This is a genomic window from Actinomyces sp. S4-C9, assembly GCF_000758775.1.
Classification (GTDB): domain Bacteria; phylum Actinomycetota; class Actinomycetes; order Actinomycetales; family Actinomycetaceae; genus Gleimia; species Gleimia europaea.
Map to the genome: position 1 here is coordinate 157,794 of NZ_JRMU01000010.1, position 18,984 is coordinate 176,777.

Consider the following 18,984-nt stretch of genomic DNA (forward strand, 5'->3'; position numbering starts at 1 on the left):
AGAATTCCCCAATATAGTTAGAGCAAAACCTCGCATAGCCTCGCATGCGTAAAGTCAATCAAAGGAGATCAAATGACTGCGCCGGAAGTAACGGACTTTTCCCAAATCGCAGAACGGGCGCTCATTCGGGCGCGCAAATGGGCAGACGAATCAACGAAATACCCCATTGATCCGGCCGCAAAGCTCCTTGCAGACGTCCTCGAAGATGAGGGCGGCCTTGACTACACCGTCTCGTTCGTTGACGGGGTTGTGAGGCCCGAAGATCAGCAGGTGGCGGCAGACCACCTGGCTGAAACAGGTAAGAAGAACCCGGATTTCCTCCCGTGGTACCTGCGCACCCCCGCCCTCATTGGTGGAACCGTTGGCAAGTTTGTTCCAGAGGTTTCCGTGCCGGCCGCACGCCGCGTATTCCGGCAGTTGGTGGGAGACCTCGTTGTTGATGTAACTAATGACAAGCTTGGCCCCGCAATCCAACGCCTCAAGGCGGGCGGCGCCTCGCTGAACGTAAACCTTCTTGGCGAGGCCGTTCTGGGGGACAAGGAAGCCGCGAAGCGTCTAGCCGACACCAAGCGCCTGCTTGAGCGCGACGACATCGACTACGTTTCGCTGAAAGTTTCAGCCGTCACCGGCCCGCACAACCCGTGGGGTTACGACGACGTTGTTGATCACGCGTTCACCGAACTGCTGCCTCTGTACAGGTATGCCGCCGCGCACCCTGCCCGCAAGTTCATCAACCTGGACATGGAAGAGTACCGCGACCTGCACCTCACCATTGACGTGTTCAAGCGCCTCCTCGACCAGCCGGAAATGAAGAACTACTCGGCAGGCATTGTGCTGCAGGCCTACCTGCCGGACACGCTCAACGCTATGAAAGACCTGCAGGAGTGGGCCGCAAAGCGCGTTGAAAATGGCGGAGCGCCCATCAAGGTGCGCGTGGTGAAAGGCGCGAACCTTGCCATGGAGCGCGTTGACGCCGCCATGCGAGGGTGGGAACTAACCACCTGGGAATCTAAGCAGGCCACCGATGCGAACTACCTGCGCATCATCAACTGGGCGATGACCCCGGAGCATCTACAAAACGTGAAGCTCGGCGTTGCCGGACACAATCTGTTCACTATCGCAGCGGCTTGGGAGCTTGCCCTCGAGCGCGGCGTGCAAGACCAGATTGAAATCGAAATGCTCTCGGGCATGGCTACCCAGCAGGCTTCAGCCGTTCGCGAGGACGTAGGCAACCTCCTGCTGTACGTCCCGGTTGTAAGCCCCGACGAGTACGACGTGGCAATCTCTTACCTGGTTCGCCGGTTGGAGGAAAACTCAGCGGATGAAAACTTCATGGCCTCCATTTTTGACATCGGCACCGACCTTGGCGCATTCGACAAGGAGAAGAAGCGCTTCCTCGCCGCCGTTGAGCAGATGGAGCGCGAAGGTGACCGTCGCGTGGGCGCGAACCGCCACCAGGATCGCAGTACGGAAACGGCCGAAGACATTGCGAAACCAGTAACTACTCCCGCGGGAGGCTGGACGTTCAAGAACACTCCGGACTCCGACCCGTCGCTACCTGAAAACCTGCAGTGGGCGCGCGACATCGCGGCTCGCATCAAGGACTCCAAGCTCGGTAACGAAACTATCGAAGCCGCAGTAATCGACACCGAAGACGCACTGAATGAAATGCTCGATCGGGCGGTTGAAGGAGGTCGCGAATGGGCGGCACGCAGCGCTAAGGAACGCTCCGACCTCCTCCACAAAGTTGGTGTGGAACTGGGCAAGCGCCGCGGTGAGCTCATCGAGGTGGTTGCATCCGAACTCGGTAAATCGCTTCAGCAAGCTGACGTTGAAGTCTCTGAAGCTATCGACTTTGCCCACTATTACGCAGAACGTGCCCTTGACCTCGAGAATCTCCAGAGTGCTAAGTTCGAACCGGTAGATGTAACCCTGGTGACTCCGCCGTGGAACTTCCCAATCGCTATCCCCGCGGGCGGTACCATCGCGGCGCTCGCGGCGGGAGCCGCCGCCATTTTGAAGCCGGCCTCGATCGCGCGTCGCACCGGCGCAGTGTTGGCTGAATGCATCTGGGCTGCAGGCGTCCCTGAAACCGCATGTATCCTTGCCTCCGTTGGGGAACGCCAGCTGGGCCGCGAGCTAGTGACTGACAAGCGCGTTGGCCGCGTCGTTTTGACGGGCGGTGTGGAGACCGCGCAAATGTTCCGCTCTTGGGATCCCACCTTGCGCATCATGGCTGAAACCTCGGGCAAGAACGCTATCGTGATCACTCCGTCAGCCGACCTTGACCTCGCTGTGAAGGACGTGATCGACTCCGCTTTTGGTCATGCGGGCCAGAAGTGCTCGGCAGCCTCGTATGTGATCCTTGTGGGATCAACCGGCTTCTCCAAGCGCGTGCGTAACCAGCTGGTCGACGCCGCGAAGTCGCTGCACATCGGTTGGGGAGACGATCTATCGGCAGAAATGGGGCCGTTGTCTTCCGAGCCGGGAGAGAAGCTCCTGGCCGGCCTGACGACTCTTGATGAAGGACAAAAGTGGGTGCTTAAGCCGCGTCGCCTTGACGACACGAACAGGCTGTGGAGCCCCGGCGTGCGCGTGGGCGTGGAACCAGGATCTGAGTATCACATGGTCGAATACTTCGGCCCGATCCTTGGCATCATGCGCGTTGACACTCTTGAAGAGGCCATTGCAGCGCAGAACATGGTGGACTTTGGCCTCACCGCTGGCTTGCACTCGCTTGATCCCGATGAGATCAACTACTGGCTCAACAACGTAGAAGCGGGCAACGTGTACGTTAACCGCGGTATTACCGGTGCAATCGTGCAGCGTCAGCCGTTTGGCGGATGGAAGCGCTCCGCGGTGGGTGAAACCACCAAGGCGGGAGGCCCGAACTACCTCTACGGATTTGGCGATATCAAACCCGTTGAGCCTACCGCTGAGGGTGAGCGCGACGCCGCGTACCCTCCGGCTGTCGAACACGAGGCCAACGTGAAGGCCCCGCAACTGCGTGAGCTCCTAGAATCCGCAAAGCGCCTTCTGTCAGAAGAGGACTACGCGCGCCTCGCGGTTGCCGTCGAGTCTGACCAGCACGCGATCGACACCGAGTTTGGCCGTCTGCATGACCCGTCGAAGGTCGGCGTGGAACGCAACATCTTGCGCTATCTGCCCGTTGGCGCCCAGATTCGAGTGGGCAAGTACGCCTCTCTCTACGAGGTGTTCCGCGCGGTCTCTGCAGGTATCGCCCTGGGGGAGATCGTGAAGGTAGATCCGGATGACGAGACCTCGTTTATCCGCGAACTTCCAGCCGGTGCTTACACAGGCATGGACCTTACGGTGTCAACGGAAACGTTCCTCCCAACCGATCCGTCGATCATGTTGGGCAATCTTGGCGTTGACATCCTCGTTGAAAACAAGCGCCAGTTTGCTGAGCGTGTTCAAGCAGAGGTGGAAGCCGGCGAGAACCTCGACATTCGTATCCGCATGATTGGCGAGGACGGCGACGAGCTGCGACGCGCAGTAGACGGATCGATTGACGTTGCCATTTGGGATGGGCCAGTCACTACGTGCGGTCGCGTGGAGATTCTGCCGTTTGTGCGCGAGCAGGCAGTCTCGATCACCAACCACCGGTTCGGCAACAAGACCCCGCTCTCTACCCAGGTGCTGGTGTAGTAGGCGAGCGGTTTAGCTAGAAGTTTGGGCGGTCACCTCTTGGGTGATCGCCCAAACTCTTGCTCTGGCATAAAATCAGACGCTTATAGCGTGTACCAAACCGTCGAGTTTGGCGCGGCCTCCTCACTAGAAACTTGGGCGGGATCGACCTCATTGGTAGACAGCAAGATGCGTGCGCCCGCGGGTAGTGCAACGGCCTCATCAAATGCCATAACAATGTGCACGTCAGCGCGGCCAGGAAGCCGAGATACGTAGTGCAAATGGGCCTCCTGCGCGTCCAGAAGTTCAGCCCGGCCAAGTCCTAGATCTTCACGTAGGCGATACATTTTCTTAAAGAAATTCAAGGATGAGGACGCCTCGGACTCCTGCACGTCCACGGCAAGTGTCCGCCAACTTGCAGGCTGAGGGAGCCACGTGGAGCCGCCAGGAGAGAAGCCAAAGCCCGGGGCGTTCGCTTCCCACGGCATGGGTACGCGGCAGCCGTCACGGCCGGCTTCACGCCCCTGAGTGCGGTAGAAAGCGGGGTCCTCGCGCAGCTCGTCGGGCACGGCCATGTGTTCGGGTAGTGACAGCTCTTCGCCCTGGTAGATGTACATGGAGCCGGGCAGTGCTGCTTGAAGGGCATGAGCGGCAAGGCCGCGGCGCCGACCTAGTTCGGCGTCCGGTTGCTCCTCAAATGGGCGGATGCCATTAGGTCCCTTGCCCGTCCTGGATAGTCCAAAACGGGAGGCGGCACGCACCACGTCGTGGTTTGAAAGCACCCAAGTGGTTGGAGCACCCACGGTGTCCATTTCTTGCAAAGAGTGGGCGATAACCCGACGGTAAGATTCGGCGTCCACAGGTGAAGTGAGGAAGTCGAAGTTGAACGCTTGGTTCATCTCGTCCGCTCGTACGTAAAGCTTCGCGTCCTCGGGCCTGTTTAGCCACGCCTCGGCAACCAGCGCCCGGTCGCCTTCGTACTCGTCCAACACCTGCCGCCATTCGCGGTAGATGTCGTGTACGCCAGGCTGGTTCCACTGGGGAGGTTCGGGAACATCCTCGGGTAGCATGTTTCCACCCGAAACCATGTCCCAGTGGTACTGGTAGTTTGGTAGATCAGGATCTTTTACGAGACCGTGTGCCACATCTACACGAAATCCGTCCACGCCTAGATCCAGCCAGAACCGCAGGATGCTGCAAAACTCTTCGCGCACCCGCGGATTGTCCCAGTTGAGGTCCGGCTGGGAGGAATCGAACAGGTGCAAGTACCACGATTCATCGTTCTCCCAAGCGGAGCCAGGAGCGTCCGCGCGATCTTTCACGCGCGTCCACGCCTTTCCACCAAAAACGGACAGCCAGTCGTTGGGCTCTTGAGGGCTCTCGCGAAACCAATAGAGGTCACGCTCCGGTGCGTCCACTCCGCCTGCAAGAGCCTTTTGGAACCATTCGTGTTGGTCGGAGGTGTGGTTAGGCACGAGGTCAACGACTACGCGAAGCCCAAGCTCATGGGCCCGCGAAATTAGGGCGCGAGCGTCGTCCAAGTTTCCAAACAGTGGGTCGATAGCCCGGTAATCGGACACGTCGTAGCCGCCATCCTTTTGCGGGGACGCATAGAACGGGGAAATCCAGACGGCGTGGGCGCCTAGATTCGCAATGTGGTCAAGGCGCGAAGTGACTCCGGCGAGGTCTCCGATCGATCCGGAGCTGGAAGCAAAGGAGCGTGGATAAATCTGGTAGATGACAGCCTCGCGCCACCATTCGCGTGAGGTGTTTGCCGGGTGAAGGATCTGCATGGGTTCGCGGGCCTATTCGTTCATGAGGATGTGGCCTGCTTGGCCGGAGCGGTGGTTTCACGCACCACCAGTTCTGGTTTGAACGTTGTGAGCGTCATTTCGTTTGGTGTTCGTTTGATACGAGAGACGAGGGTGGTTACCGCTGCCTCACTGATGGCGCGCACGGGTTGGCGAACGGTCGTGAGCGCGGGGGAGAGGAAGGGCATCATTGCGGAGTCATCGAAGCCGATGATCGATACGTCTTCTGGAACGCTCATGCCCTGGTCGACGATGTAGCGCATGGTTCCAAGCGCCATGATGTCGGAGGTGCAAATGATTGCGGTTGCGCCCTGATCGAGAGCGGCCTGCGCTGCCACCTGCCCGCCCTCTACGGTGAACAGCGTTTCGGAATGGATGGGCGCGGAATCGGGAAGCATTTGTTCCACACATTCGAGGTAGCGTTCGAACTTGATGTGTGCTGGGCTGAAGCGCAGTGGGCCCGAAACAAATCCGATGCGTTTGTGTCCTAGGCCCACCAGGTGACGCATGGCCTGAGTGATGGCGTCCGCGTCGTCGGTGGAGAAGTCAGGCGCATCAATCTTGGAGTTGGCTCCATTGATTGTGACGAATGGGATGTGGCTTTCGATTAAGTTCTGATAGCGCTGCGTGTTTGCCGTGAGGTCGGCGTGCAGGCCAGAAACGAAGACGAGGCCAGCAACGCCTTGGCTCATAATGGCTTCTACGAGGGAATCCTCGGTTGAGCCGGCCGCAAACTGGGTTCCAAACAGCGGGGTGTAGCCCTGTCGGAGCATTTCGGTGGATAGGTGTTGCACGAACTGCGGGAAAATGGGGTTGGTGAGCTCTGGAACGATCAGTCCGATGAGCCCGCCGGAGCGTGCTCGAAGTTTTTCTGGGCGTTCGTATCCGAGGAGGTCGAGGGCGCGCAGAACCGCTTGGCGAGTGTCTTCGGCAACCTCTGATTTCCCGTTGAGCACTCTTGAGACCGTTGCGGTAGATACACCGGCTTGCTGCGCAAGGTCGGATAAGCGCAGTCGCTCAGCCATCGCCACTCCTTTGTAGCCTGCTCTTACATACATGTTTGAAAATGTTTTGCAAAAATTTGCGGGTTACATAAAACACTACATGAGGCGCGGGAAAAATGAGAAAAGATTAAGCTGGTTGTCTGGAAATGCGCCTGTTCAACCCCTCTTTATAAACATCTGATTACATTCCTTACAGAAATCTCTGAAAACTCTTGCAAAAACCTGAAAGCACGTTACAATCAGGAATGTCTAGATCGCTTGTGTGACAATGACGAACACAGTTTTAGGTTGAATCTCAAGGAGAAAAGAATGCGAAGGGGCATTGCACTAGCAACAATTGGCGCTCTGTCTGTTCTTGGGCTTTCCGCATGTGGCGGCTCAGGTACCACAGAGGTAGAAACTGACGGGTCGGCGGCAGAGTCCACCGGCCAGGGTCTAACCGTTTGGGTTGACGCCAACCGCGAGGCCGCGTTTAAGAAGGCAGCGGACGCATACAAGAACGCTACTGGCAACAACGTTGAGCTGGTTGTTAAGGATAACGACCAGATGCGTACCGAGTTTTCTACCCAGGTTCCAACCGGTCAGGGCCCGGACATTGCGTTTGGCGCTAACGACTGGATCGGCGAGTTTGTGAACAATGGCCTCGTAGCTCCCGTTGAGCTTGGCGACAAGGCAGGGGACTTCTCGGAAGGCTCCGTTGCAGCGTTTACGTTTGACGGCCAGGTTTACGGCGTTCCTTATGCGGTTGAGAACCTTGCAATCATCCGTAATGCCGACCTCGTTGATGCAACGCCTGCTACTTTTGACGAAATGATTGAGAAGGGCAAGGCTGCGGGCACCGAGTACCCGTTCGTCATCCAGGTTGGTGACGAGGGTGACCCGTACACCATGTACCCGTTCCAGTCCTCCTTCACCGGCCCGGTGTTTGAGCAGAACGCTGACGGTTCCTACACCTCGAATCTCTCCATTGGCGGCGCAGAGGGTGAAGCCTTTGCTAAGTGGCTGCAGGAAAAGGGCAACGAGGGCGTCATTAGCCCCTCCATTTCTTATGACGTTGCTGTTGATGCGTTCAAGAATGGCAAGTCGCCTTACATTCTCGGTGGCCCGTGGATGCTCGCTGACTTTGAGGGCATGAACATCGCGGTTGATCCGATTCCGTCCGCAGGCCCGAACAAGGGTGTCCCATTCCTTGGCGTACAGGGTGGCTTCATCTCGGCTAAGTCTGAAAATGCTCTGCTGGCTAACGACTTCCTCGTTAACTACGTGGGTTCCCAGGAAGTTCAGGACGAACTGTTCGCAATCGGTAACCGCCTCCCGGCTCTGACTGCTTCGGCTGACAAGGCTGCGGCTGATCCGCTAATCGCTGGCTTCCAGGCAGCATCTGAGGGTGGCTTCCCGATGCCGAACATTCCAGAAATGGGTGCCGTCTGGACCTTCTGGGGCAAGACTGAGGCTCAGATCCTAAACGGCTCTGATCCGGCTGAGACCTGGAACAAGATGATTTCTGACATCCAGGCCGAGCTGGGCAAGTAGTTCACTTAAAAAGGTGCGGCTGATTCTTCCGGCCGCACCTTTTTAATAACAGGAACCGATGCTGATATGTCGCAAATGTTGAAAGAAACCGACGCAACACGTCGGAGGAAAGAGCGCCGCGCTGAACGCCGTAAGCGCGATTCTGTGGCGACCTCGTGGGGGCCGGGCTCCATTGTGAAGCTCATCCTCATGGCGCTTGTTAACGCGCTTGGCATTTACATTGCCGCAACCGCATTGAGTGGCGGGTCCATGGTGCTCGGCATCGGAATGCTACTCTTGCTTGTTGCCGTTGACTGGATCTACTTCTCTAAGCGAGACAGTCTAATTCCTGCGAAGTACTTGGCTCCCGGCCTCGTCTTCCTAATTATTTTCCAAGCGTTCACGATCGTTTACACCGGTTACATCGCGTTCACTAACTACGGTCACGGTCACATACTCACGAAGGAAGCGGCAATCGAGTCGATCCTTCTGCAAAACAACACGAAGCGAGTGGAGGGTTCGCCCGAATACCCGCTCGCCATTGTGGAGCAGGGTAACGAACTAGGTTTTGCCGTTTTTGATGGGACGGAAGTGAAGGTTGGTAGCGCCGAGCAACCGCTTGAAAAGGTGGGCGCGAAGGTCTCCAACGGGCGCATTACCGAGGTTGATGGGTGGAAGGTTCTTTCCATCGCGGAACTGGGGGCGCGACAAAGCGAGGTAACACAGCTTCGGGTGCCACTATCTGAAGACTTGAACGAGGGTGCAATCGGTACCCAAAACGGTATGACAGGCTTCGAGTTCACCTCGACCATCCAGTATGACCAGCAGACTGACACGATGGTGAACACGGAAAACGGTACCGTTTACAAGGCCGATGACACGGTGGGTTCGTTCATTTCAGAGGACGGTAGCGCCCTGGGCGTTGGCTGGCGTGTTGGCGTTGGATTTAAGAACTTCGTCGACGGGTTCTCGGATGCACGCTATGCGCAGCCATTCCTCAATGTACTGGTATGGAACGTGATCTTCGCGTTCATGTCCGTGCTTACCACTTTCTTGCTGGGCATGTTCCTCGCGATCGTGATGAACGATGATCGCATGCGCGGGCGCAAGGTTTACCGAACCATCATGCTGCTTCCGTACGCTTTCCCCTCATTTATGACCGCGTTCTTGTTTGCGGGCATGATGAACGAAAAGTACGGCTTCTTTAACCAGTTGCTTGGAGCTTCCATCCCGTGGCTCACCGATCCAACGATGGCTAAGGTTTCGGTGCTCCTGGTGAACTTGTGGATGGGCTTTCCCTACATGTTCCTGATTGTTACGGGCGCACTCCAGTCGATTCCTCACGACCTCATTGAGGCCGCAGAGATCGACGGTGCTAGCTCGATGGAAGTGTGGCGCCACGTGACGCTCCCGCAGCTCATGATTGCCCTCACTCCGCTACTTATTTCATCGTTCGCGTTCAACTTCAACAACTTCAACCTGATTTACATGTTGAATGGCGGTGGCCCGGCAATGTCGGATGCTTCCGTCCCGGTTGGACATACGGACATTTTGATTTCGATGGTTTACAAGATTGCTGGCCTAACCGGCGAGGCGCTGCCAAACTACGGTCTAGCCGCAGCCATGTCGCTGGTTATCTTCCTGATCGTTGGCGCAGTGTCCATGTACTCCTTTAAGAAGTCGAATGCCATGGAAGGAGTGGCGTGATGAGTGCTCAAACAGTTACTGCAAGTGCGAAGCCGGCTGCAACGAAGAATCGGATGCCGTTTGGCAAGTGGTTCCGCGGTATTGGTTTCCGTCACGTCGTGGGTGTCCTCGCAGCGATCTACGCAGCGTTCCCCATTCTGTACGTGTTTTCAGCGGCTTTTAACCCGAACGTTAAGACAACACTCACGGGCGCGAACTCGCTGTTCTCATCGGTTTCAACCGAGAACTTCACGGAGCTGTCCGACACGATGTTCTGGACTTGGTTTGGCAACACGATCATCATCGGCGTGGCCACATCGATTGGAACCGTATTGATGGGCGCTGCGGCGGCCTACGCGTTTTCGCGCTACCGCTTCTCTGGTCGCAAGGTTTCGCTTCAAGCCCTGCTGATCATCCAGATGTTCCCGCAGTTGCTGACGTTTGTAGCTATCTTCCTGCTTCTAACCACGCTGGGTGAGGTCATTCCGGCGCTCGGTATTAACTCGAAGATGGCGCTGATCTGCGTTTACTGGGGCGGCGCACTAGGCGCCAATACGTTCCTCATGTACGGCTTCTTCAACTCCATCCCGATGGATCTAGACGAGGCCGCGAAGATCGATGGAGCTTCCCATGCTCAGATCTACTGGACCATTGTTCTACCGCTGGTCATTCCGATCCTTGCGGTAGTGGGCCTGCTGTCCTTCATCTCGGCGTTTAATGATTTCGTGCTTGCGCGCACGATCTTGACCTCGCAAGAGAACTGGACGCTGGCGATCGGCATGAACATTTGGGTCGGTGGCAATGAGAAGAACTGGGATTGGTTCGCATCCGGCGCTGTGATTGCGGCTATCCCAATCTTGCTTCTGTTCCTGTTCTTACAAAAGTACATTGTTGCCGGTCTGACCGGTGGCGCTGTGAAGGGTTAGAAGTTTCCCTGTGGTGGGGCGCTCGCTTGGTTGAGCGCCCCACCATTTTTGTGCTGAGTTGCGTGTGAGGACGAGGCGGGTTGGGTGCACATGAGGCTCCGTCCTCAAATGTGGGACGAACTGTGAGCAAAGTATCGTCTTTGCCACACTTCACGTAGACTCTGGGAGGTAGAAGCTCCATTCTGCTCAAGGCAAAAGCCTTGAAAAAACGAGTTGCGCGAGGGATAGGACCTCGCATGGAGGGTAAAAATGCCAGCGGTAATAGTCGTCGGAACGCAGTGGGGCGACGAGGGCAAAGGCAAAGCAACCGACCAGCTAGGCTCTGGGGTTGACCTGGTTGTTAAGTTCAACGGTGGAAACAATGCGGGCCACACTGTAGTGGTTGATGGAGAGAAGTATGCACTTCACCTCCTTCCCGCGGGCATCCTCACCGAGGGCGTAACGCCGATCATTGGCAACGGCGTGGTGGTGGACCTTGAGGTCTTGTTCCAAGAGATGGATGAGCTGGCTAGTCGCGGCCGAGACACCTCTCGTCTGCGCATTTCCTCGAACGCGCACATCATTCCCTCGTATAACCGCCTGATGGATCGCACTACTGAGAAGTTCCTGGGCAAACGGCAGATTGGCACTACGGGCCGCGGCATTGGTCCCACCTATGCGGATAAGATGAACCGCATCGGCCTGCGCGTACAGGATTTGTTTGACGAGTCGATTCTGCGCCAGAAGGTCGAGGGGGCGCTGGCGAACAAGAATCACCTGCTGGTGAAGGTTTTCAACAAGCGTCCTGTTGATGTTGACGAGGTGGTGGCAGAGCTGCTGTCTTACGCTGATCGCGTTCGTCCGATGGTTGTAGACGCCTCTCTGCTGGTTAATGATGCGCTGGATGAGGGCAAGACTGTGCTGTTTGAGGCGGGTCAGGCAACGATGCTGGACATCGACCACGGCACCTACCCGTTTGTGACATCCTCGAACGCGACTGCGGGCGGCGCCTGCACGGGCGCTGGCGTGGGCCCCACGCGTATCACTTCGGTGGTTGGCGTTACGAAGGCTTACACGACGCGCGTTGGCGAAGGCCCGTTCCCCACGGAGCTTTTCGGTGACGAGGGTGACGAGCTGCGTGAACGCGGTGGTGAGTTTGGTGTGACCACGGGACGGCCTCGCCGTACCGGATGGTTTGATGCCGTGGTGGGCCGCTACGCAACCCGCGTGAACGGTTTGACGGATCTGGTTGTGACTAAGCTGGATGTCCTCACCGGATATGAGCAGATTCCTATCTGTGTTGCGTATGAGGTGGATGGCAAACGCATGGATGAGATGCCTATGAATCAGTCCGACTTCCACCACGCGAAGCCCATCTACGAGTACATGCCCGGCTGGAGTGAAGACATCAGTGGTGCGCGCACGTTTGAAGAGCTGCCGGCCAATGCGCAGCGTTACATCGAGCGGCTTGAGGAGCTTTCTCGCGTGCGTGTGTCGGTGATCGGGGTGGGTCCGAGCCGTGATGCGGCGATTGTTCGCCACGACCTCGCCGCGGAGTGAAACCAATAAGGTAAAACTGCCTTTGCTTTTACGCCGGTCCGCTTGGGCCGGCGTAAATCGTCTTACCGGCATTTGCAGATCGGCAAAAACCGCCATATTGCACAAATATGCGTTTGTATATGGCTATTTCGGACATATTTGGCTCGTCCAGAACGTGCAAAATCTTGTTAAATAAGCCATAATTGGAGGCAGTGGCCAAGATCCCTAAATGGGGTCTAGTCGATACCTTTGGGTGCATACGGCACCCAGGAAATACAACGCCCAGGAGGCTTAGGTATGACCGTAACGATTGAGGATATCAAGTCGGTTGCCCCGGCTAATGTTCCCGAAGAAGTTATCAAGTGGGTTGCTGAGATCGCTGAGCTCACCACCCCGAAGTCAGTTTATTTCTGTGACGGATCCGAGGAAGAGTGGGATCGTCTCACTTCCGAGATGGTTGAGTCCGGAATGTTCACGAAGCTGAACGAGGAGAAGCGCCCGAACTCTTTCCTTGCTCGCTCCAAGCCGTCTGACGTGGCTCGCGTTGAGTCCCGTACCTTCATTTGCTCCGAGAAGGAAGAGGATGCAGGCCCGACCAACAACTGGGCTGATCCGAAGGAGATGAAGGAGACCCTGAAGCACGTATTCACCGGTGCTATGAAGGGCCGCACTCTTTACGTAGTTCCGTTCTCGATGGGCCCGATCGGTGGCCCGATCTCCCAGCTGGGTATTGAGCTTACGGACTCCCCGTACGTTGTTGTCAGCATGCGCATCATGACTCGCATGGGCAAGGCTGCTATGGACCTCATTGCTGAAGGCAAGCCTTGGGTTCCGGCTGTTCACTCCGTTGGTGTGCCGCTAGAGGACGGCGAGAAGGGTGACTCCTGGCCGTGCAACGACGAGAAGTACATCACCCACTTCCCGGAGACCAACGAGATTTGGTCCTTCGGCTCGGGTTACGGCGGTAACGCACTGCTCGGTAAGAAGTGCTACGCCCTGCGTATTGCTTCGACCATGGCACGCCGTGACGGCTGGATGGCTGAGCACATGCTCATCCTGCGCCTCACCCGCGAAGAGACCGGCAAGCAGTACCACATCACCGCGGCATTCCCGTCGGCTTGTGGTAAGACCAACCTCGCTATGCTTCAGCCGACCATTGACGGCTACAAGGTCGAGACCGTTGGCGACGACATCGCGTGGATGCGCCCCGGTCCGGATGGCACGCTCCGCGCCATCAACCCGGAGGCAGGCTTCTTCGGTGTTGCACCGGGCACGTCTTACAAGACGAACCCGATGGCTATGGACACCATGCGCGCGAACACGATCTTCACGAACGTTGCACTCACCGATGACGGCGACGTCTGGTGGGAGGGCATCGACGGTGACGTTCCGGCACACCTGATCGACTGGCACGGCAATGACTGGACGCCGGAGAGCGGCGAAAAGGCTGCTCACCCGAACTCGCGTTTCGCAACGCCTGCTTCGCAGTGCCCGATCATCTGCCCCGACTGGGAAGCTCCTGAGGGTGTTCCGGTAGACGCAGTCCTCTTCGGTGGCCGCCGCGCTACCAACGTTCCGTTGGTTGCCGAGCAGTTCTCGCCGGAGCACGGCGTGTTCATCGGTGCAACGGTTGCTTCCGAGCAGACCGCTGCGGCTGAGGGTGCTGTTGGCTCGCTGCGTCACGATCCGTTCGCAATGCTCCCGTTCTGTGGCTACAACATGGCTGACTACTGGGGCCACTGGATTGAGATGCAGAAGGAGCTTGGCGACAAGTTCCCGAAGGTATACCAGGTCAACTGGTTCCGTAAGGACAAGGACGGCAACTTCATGTGGCCGGGCTTCGGTGACAACGCTCGCGTTCTCGACTGGATCGTTCGCCGTCGTGCGGGCGAGGTCGAGGCGATTGAGGGCCTCACCGGCTACTACCCGAAGTTCGAGGACTTCAACCTCGAGGGCCTCGACATCGACGAGAACGTTTGGGCACAGCTGTTCGAGACCGATCCGGTAGCTTGGGAAGCTGAGCTTGCGGACACGGAGAAGTACTTCGAGCAGTTCGGCGACAAGGTTCCTGCACCGGTCGTTGAGGAGCTCAAGAAGTTCCACGCTCGTATCGAAGCTGCTAAGTAATCCAACTTAGTTAAACGGGGGTCTGCGCTTTGCGCAGACCCCCGTTCACTTTTGCGTGCAATCGGGGCCGTCTTTTGGGCGCCTACCCATTTCAGTTTTAAAAATTGGCAGAATGGAAGAGTATTGCACCGCAACAATGAGGGCGAAACCATGAACATCTTGCTGCTTGGATCCGGAGGGCGCGAGCACGCGCTGGCACTTGGACTCGCACATAACAACACCTTGTTTATTGCTCCCGGAAATCCCGGCACCAAGCACGTTGGTACCAACGTGTCTATAAATCCGAATGATCCGGATAAGGTGACGAAGTGGGCAACCAGCAACGGCATTGACCTTGTGGTGATTGGTCCAGAAGCGCCCCTCGTTGCGGGTGTGGCAGACGCGGTGCGAGCGGCAGGGCTGCCTGTTTTTGGACCTTCGCAGGCGGCAGCGATGCTGGAAGGGTCAAAAGCATTTGCCAAAGACGTGATGGAAAACGCAGGTGTTGATACCGCTACATCGGTAGCGTGCAAGACAATGAGCGAGGTCGAAGCCGCGCTGTCTCGCTTCGAGCCTCCGTACGTGGTGAAGAACGACGGGCTGGCAGCCGGCAAGGGAGTTATTGTTACTCCCGATATTGATGCCGCTCTAGCACACGCGCGAGGTTGCATGGAAGCCCCCGGCGGAGCGCTGCTGGTAGAAGAGTTCATGGACGGCCCCGAGGTATCTCTATTTTGCGTGACTGACGGCAAGACGGTGGTGCCACTTTTGCCCGCGCAGGATTTCAAACGTGCTCTCGACAATGATGAAGGGCCAAACACGGGTGGAATGGGTGCCTATTGCCCGCTTCCGTGGCTACCGGAAGGATTTTCTGATGAGGTTGTCGCAAAGGTAGCGCAGCCGGTGGTTGATGAGATGGCTCGCAGAGGCACGCCGTTTGTGGGTTTGTTGTACTGCGGCCTGGTGGTGACGAGCCGCGGCACGCGGGTTATCGAGTTCAACGCGCGCTTTGGTGACCCTGAAACGCAGGTGATGCTCTCCCTACTTGAAACGGATCTAGCGGACCTATTGTTTGTCGCAGCTACCGGCACTTTGACTGACTTCGAACCACTGCGATGGAGTGAGGCCGCCGGGGTAGGCGTGGTTGTGAGCGCCGAAAACTATCCGGCAACACCGGTGCTTGGTGACCTCGTGGAAGGAATAGACGAGGCTGAATCGGATCCGAATACTTGCGTATACATTGCGGGCGTGAGTGAGGTCGAGGACGGCCTTGTAACGAGTGGTGGCCGCGTGCTTATGGTCAGCGCTACGGGCAAAACGCTAGCGCAAGCTCGCGAACGCGCGTACGAGGGCGTAGCTAGGATCTCGATCCGCGGTTCGCACCATCGCACCGACATTGCTGCTCGCGCCGAGCAGATCCGTATTCCCGGTTGAACTTAGGTGCCAAAGCGTACAGGCGGTAGGCTAAATGAGTTCAGGGAAGGGGAGCGCCTACATGACATGGAATGGCTCTGGTGAGCAGGGCGAAAATGCAGATAACGCTTCGCGCAGTTTAGATAGGTTGTTGCTAGAGACGCGGCGCCGACTCTACGCGGCGGCAGCAAGCGCGGATTCCGAGGTGTTTGGGGAAGTCCAGGCGCTTCCAAACTCTGAGGTTGAGGCTATGGAGCGGCGCTTGCGCGGTGGCCTGCGTTCGGCTGAGCTTGACCACCGCCGGGCAGTGGCTCGCCTTGCCAGCCCTGAAACTCCCTTGCCGTTTGCCGATGCGGCCTCGGAATTCGAATCTCCTGGCCGTATCAGTGGTCGGATTGGTACTCAGTATTCGCGAGAAGCGAGCGTGGATGAGGGGGAGCGTTCGCAGCTTTTGGGCGCAAGCCTTGGCAAGCTAGGGCTTTCCGAACTAGGGTTCACAAAGGGCTTGCCGGTGGGCGAACTGCCGCGTTTCAGTGTGAAACCGGGCCAGGCAGTGGTGGTGATTGGCCAAAATGGTCGGCCCGAGGATGCCCTGGACGTGGCAAGCCGCCTGGGTGCGCGCATGCGAGCCCCTTATGAGATTGTTCTGGCGGGTGCGCGAACGGTGAATCCCGGATCAGGACCGCGCGCTCGTTCGGCTGAAGAATTTGCGCAGATTCGGGAGGAAAACCCGGACGCGGTAGTTATTCTCTCGGTGGTTAATTCGTCTGTGGAATCGCATCAGCGCAACGCGGCTCGCATCATTTCTTCGACCGAGTTTGCAGCTGTGTGGGTGGTTGTAGATGCGCGATCCGACATGGGCAACGTGACGCGGGCGGTTAATGACCTTCCGGGCGAGGTTGAAGCTAGCATGATCGCTCTAACTCATGTTTGGGAGGCCGCAAAGCCCGGCCAGGTGCTCGAATGTGGAATCCCTGTGGGCCTAATTGATGGGGCTCCAGCCTCAACGGCGCTGTGGTCGCTTGTTGCAGATGACGCGTATATTCGGATGGTTTCTACGAACAAGGAGCAGTAGTGCAAAACATCGCGGGGTTCAAACACGTTTCGTCGGGCAAGGTTCGCGACCTTTACGTAAGTGAGGTCGATGAGAATCAGCTTCTCGTTGTGGCTTCTGACCGCATTAGTGCTTATGACTACGTGCTGTCCACACCGATCCCGGACAAGGGCAAGATCTTAACGCAGCTTTCCGTATGGTGGTTTGAGCAGTTGGGCTTTGATAACCACGTGATTTCGATGGACGTGCCGGCAGAGGTTGCTGGCCGCGGCATGCTCTGTGAGCGGCTCACCATGTTCCCGGTGGAGTGCGTTGCGCGCGGATATCTGACCGGCTCGGGCCTCGCTGAATATCGCGAAACCGGCGAAGTCACAGGGATTGCACTTCCCGAGGGGCTTACCGAGGCCTCCAAACTGCCTTCGCCAATCTTCACGCCGGCAGCTAAGGCGGAACTTGGTGAGCATGACGAGAATGTCCCGTTTGAGCGGGTTGTGGAAATGGTTGGCGAGGACGTGGCGGCAGCGCTACGGGACGCTACGCTGATGATTTACTCGCGTGCGGCCGAGATTGCGGCGGAGCGCGGCATCATTTTGGCTGATACGAAGTTTGAGTTTGGTGCGCGAGAGGATGGTTCTCTGGTGCTTGCAGACGAGGTCCTCACCCCGGATTCTTCTCGATTTTGGCCGGCAGGCCAGTGGGTGGAGGGCCGGGTGACTCCATCGTTTGATAAACAGTACGTGCGTGATTGGCTGACTTCCGACGCTTCGGGGTGGGACCGCGCGAGCGGCGCGCAGCCTCCGGCGTTGCCGAGTGAGGTCGTGGAGCGCACGAGTGAGCGTTACATTGAAGCATTTGAACTGCTCACCGGTAAAAAGTTCACCGCGTAGAGCGCGCATAAGAGAGTAAATAAGTGGCTCCGCAAGCCCGGTGGGTAGCGGAGCCACTTTTTATTCTAATTACAAGATTTTGCCGTAAAACCTGGCCGCTTCAAAATAGCGTCCAAATACCGCTCGCCCCCTGTTTTTCAAGGGCGGCGCTTGTAGCATTAATTTGTAAGTCAACCGCTTCGACTTACGTTGGGAAGGAAGAAGTGATGGGACGCATCAAAGTCGAAATTCTGCCAAAATTCGAGATTCTGGATCGTCAGGGTAAGGCCGTGATTGCCGCGCTTGCGCGCGTCGATGTCACGGCCTTTAAATCTGTTCGTCAGGGGAAGACGTTCTACCTTGAAACTGAAGGCCCTGTTACCGAAGCTGATCTGGAAGTTGCACGTGAAGTTGCAACTTCTGTTTTGTCTAATCCGAATATTGAGGACGTCGTGAGCGTTGAGGCGTTGGAGGACGAGCGGTGAAGGTTGGTGTTGTAACTTTCCCGGGCACGCTCGACTCGGCGGCTACAACTCGTGCCGTTGAACTTGCGGGCGGGCAGCCGGTAGCTCTTTGGCATGAGGATAGTGACCTGCACGGCGTGGACGCCGTGATTGTGCCGGGCGGCGCGACGTATGGAGATTACGTTCGCCCCGGTGGCCTCGCCGCGCTATCACCCATCATGACCGCCATTGCGGCGGCCGCCAAGCAGGGCCTACCCGTCCTCGGCATCGGAAATGGGTTCCAGATTCTTTGCGAGGCAGGCATTTTGCCGGGCGGTTTTGTGAGGAATGAGGACGGCCGTTACATTTGCCGCGATGAGTCGTTCAAGGTAAACGCAGATTCTGCTTGGACATCCAAGTATGAACAGGGCGAGGAAATCACGCTTCCGCTACGCACAGCGACGGCTCTTTACGTTGCTTCTGACGAGACTCTCGAGGAGCTGGAAGAGAAGAACTTGGTTGTGCTCCGTTTTGCCCAAAACCCCACTGGTTCTGCCGCTAATATTGCGGGTATTCGGAACGAGGCTGGGAACGTGGTTGGTGTAATCGCAAGCCCGGAGAACGCGGTTGCGGCCGGTTTTGGCCCAGAAACTGCATCCGGGCCGGCGGCTGGCACGGACGGGTTGCGTATTTTTACCTCGATTATCGCTAAGTAGCCCAATCTCAAAGAGTTACACGCGAGGGATTCAAGTCGAGAAGATTTCGCTTCTGTAAGGCTGTGAAAAACTCGTTTTCTTAACAGCTCCAAACCCGGGTTATCCACAGGTTCGTGGAAACCTTGAAAATTCGATACACAGCTGTGGACAACTTGGTGGATAACCTGTGGATCATTGCGGCGAACGTATTTGACCTCGCAGAAAATTCGCCGGGAAATAACAACAATTACGTTAAACAGTGGCTGATATCACGAGGCGTGTTTTGTTTGTACACATGTGTA

13 protein-coding genes are annotated in these 18,984 nt (G+C 57.2%); 11 read left to right on the forward strand and 2 right to left on the reverse strand.

The window, feature by feature from the left end; translation table 11 throughout:
- Positions 1-72: 72 nt before the first annotated feature.
- Positions 73-3,669 (forward strand): bifunctional proline dehydrogenase/L-glutamate gamma-semialdehyde dehydrogenase, encoded by a 3,597-nt coding sequence (locus HMPREF1628_RS05185; RefSeq protein ID WP_034508823.1) that lies wholly within the window; start codon positions 73-75, stop codon positions 3,667-3,669.
- 83 nt (positions 3,670-3,752) lie between these two features.
- On the opposite strand, the gene HMPREF1628_RS05190 is transcribed toward HMPREF1628_RS05185, so the two are convergent.
- Together HMPREF1628_RS05190 and HMPREF1628_RS05195 are read right to left on the reverse strand one after the other, a co-directional pair.
- Positions 3,753-5,441, reverse strand: coding sequence for a glycoside hydrolase family 13 protein (locus HMPREF1628_RS05190; protein ID WP_052038894.1), 1,689 nt, complete (start codon positions 5,439-5,441; stop codon positions 3,753-3,755).
- A gap of 20 nt (positions 5,442-5,461) precedes the next feature.
- Complete coding sequence (locus HMPREF1628_RS05195) at positions 5,462-6,484, reverse strand: LacI family DNA-binding transcriptional regulator (RefSeq protein ID WP_034508826.1); 1,023 nt, start codon at positions 6,482-6,484, stop codon at positions 5,462-5,464.
- Between the two features lie 288 nt (positions 6,485-6,772).
- Between HMPREF1628_RS05195 and HMPREF1628_RS05200 the strand changes: the two genes are divergently transcribed.
- The 10 genes from HMPREF1628_RS05200 to purQ all read left to right on the forward strand — a co-directional run bounded on the left by HMPREF1628_RS05200 (position 6,773) and on the right by purQ (position 18,703).
- Positions 6,773-7,996 (forward strand): sugar ABC transporter substrate-binding protein, encoded by a 1,224-nt coding sequence (locus HMPREF1628_RS05200; protein ID WP_034508829.1) that lies wholly within the window; start codon positions 6,773-6,775, stop codon positions 7,994-7,996.
- Between the two features lie 66 nt (positions 7,997-8,062).
- Entirely contained in the window at positions 8,063-9,682 is a 1,620-nt protein-coding gene (locus tag HMPREF1628_RS05205; RefSeq protein ID WP_034508832.1) for an ABC transporter permease subunit, read from the forward strand.
- Positions 9,682-10,587, forward strand: coding sequence for a sugar ABC transporter permease (locus HMPREF1628_RS05210; RefSeq protein WP_034508834.1), 906 nt, complete (start codon positions 9,682-9,684; stop codon positions 10,585-10,587). Before HMPREF1628_RS05205 ends, HMPREF1628_RS05210 begins: the two co-directional genes overlap by 1 nt.
- A 249-nt stretch (positions 10,588-10,836) precedes the next feature.
- Positions 10,837-12,126 carry an adenylosuccinate synthase gene (locus tag HMPREF1628_RS05215; protein ID WP_034508838.1) on the forward strand — a complete coding sequence of 430 codons (1,290 nt, stop codon included), beginning with the start codon at positions 10,837-10,839 and terminating at the stop codon, positions 12,124-12,126.
- Positions 12,127-12,402: 276 nt separating this feature from the next.
- Positions 12,403-14,232, forward strand: coding sequence for a phosphoenolpyruvate carboxykinase (GTP) (locus HMPREF1628_RS05220; protein WP_034508842.1), 1,830 nt, complete (start codon positions 12,403-12,405; stop codon positions 14,230-14,232).
- A 123-nt stretch (positions 14,233-14,355) separates the two neighbouring features.
- Entirely contained in the window at positions 14,356-15,645 is a 1,290-nt protein-coding gene (gene purD / locus HMPREF1628_RS05225; RefSeq protein WP_442853078.1) for a phosphoribosylamine--glycine ligase, read from the forward strand.
- A 34-nt stretch (positions 15,646-15,679) separates the two neighbouring features.
- Entirely contained in the window at positions 15,680-16,699 is a 1,020-nt protein-coding gene (locus tag HMPREF1628_RS05230) for a hypothetical protein (protein WP_232219390.1), read from the forward strand.
- A complete protein-coding gene (locus HMPREF1628_RS05235) occupies positions 16,699-17,565 on the forward strand; it encodes a phosphoribosylaminoimidazolesuccinocarboxamide synthase (RefSeq protein ID WP_034508849.1) in 867 nt (288 codons plus the stop codon). Before HMPREF1628_RS05230 ends, HMPREF1628_RS05235 begins: the two co-directional genes overlap by 1 nt.
- Before the next feature lie 206 nt (positions 17,566-17,771).
- Positions 17,772-18,029, forward strand: coding sequence for a phosphoribosylformylglycinamidine synthase subunit PurS (locus HMPREF1628_RS05240; RefSeq protein WP_034508853.1), 258 nt, complete (start codon positions 17,772-17,774; stop codon positions 18,027-18,029).
- Complete coding sequence (gene purQ, locus HMPREF1628_RS05245; protein WP_034508856.1) at positions 18,026-18,703, forward strand: phosphoribosylformylglycinamidine synthase subunit PurQ; 678 nt, start codon at positions 18,026-18,028, stop codon at positions 18,701-18,703. The genes HMPREF1628_RS05240 and purQ overlap by 4 nt, the downstream gene beginning before the upstream one ends.
- The last annotated feature ends 281 nt before the right edge of the window (positions 18,704-18,984 follow it).

Bases quoted from the DNA above. Each gene is read 5' to 3' on its own strand.
- HMPREF1628_RS05195 (WP_034508826.1), bottom strand. From the start codon at position 6,484: ATGGCTGAGCGACTGCGCTTATCCGACCTTGCGCAGCAAGCCGGTGTA.
- HMPREF1628_RS05205 (WP_034508832.1), top strand. From the start codon at position 8,063: ATGTCGCAAATGTTGAAAGAAACCGACGCAACACGTCGGAGGAAAGAG.
- HMPREF1628_RS05240 (WP_034508853.1), top strand. From the start codon at position 17,772: ATGGGACGCATCAAAGTCGAAATTCTGCCAAAATTCGAGATTCTGGAT.
- HMPREF1628_RS05220 (WP_034508842.1), top strand. From the start codon at position 12,403: ATGACCGTAACGATTGAGGATATCAAGTCGGTTGCCCCGGCTAATGTT.
- HMPREF1628_RS05190 (WP_052038894.1), bottom strand. From the start codon at position 5,441: ATGCAGATCCTTCACCCGGCAAACACCTCACGCGAATGGTGGCGCGAG.
- HMPREF1628_RS05215 (WP_034508838.1), top strand. From the start codon at position 10,837: ATGCCAGCGGTAATAGTCGTCGGAACGCAGTGGGGCGACGAGGGCAAA.
- HMPREF1628_RS05200 (WP_034508829.1), top strand. From the start codon at position 6,773: ATGCGAAGGGGCATTGCACTAGCAACAATTGGCGCTCTGTCTGTTCTT.
- HMPREF1628_RS05210 (WP_034508834.1), top strand. From the start codon at position 9,682: ATGAGTGCTCAAACAGTTACTGCAAGTGCGAAGCCGGCTGCAACGAAG.
- HMPREF1628_RS05185 (WP_034508823.1), top strand. From the start codon at position 73: ATGACTGCGCCGGAAGTAACGGACTTTTCCCAAATCGCAGAACGGGCG.
- HMPREF1628_RS05230 (WP_232219390.1), top strand. From the start codon at position 15,680: ATGAGTTCAGGGAAGGGGAGCGCCTACATGACATGGAATGGCTCTGGT.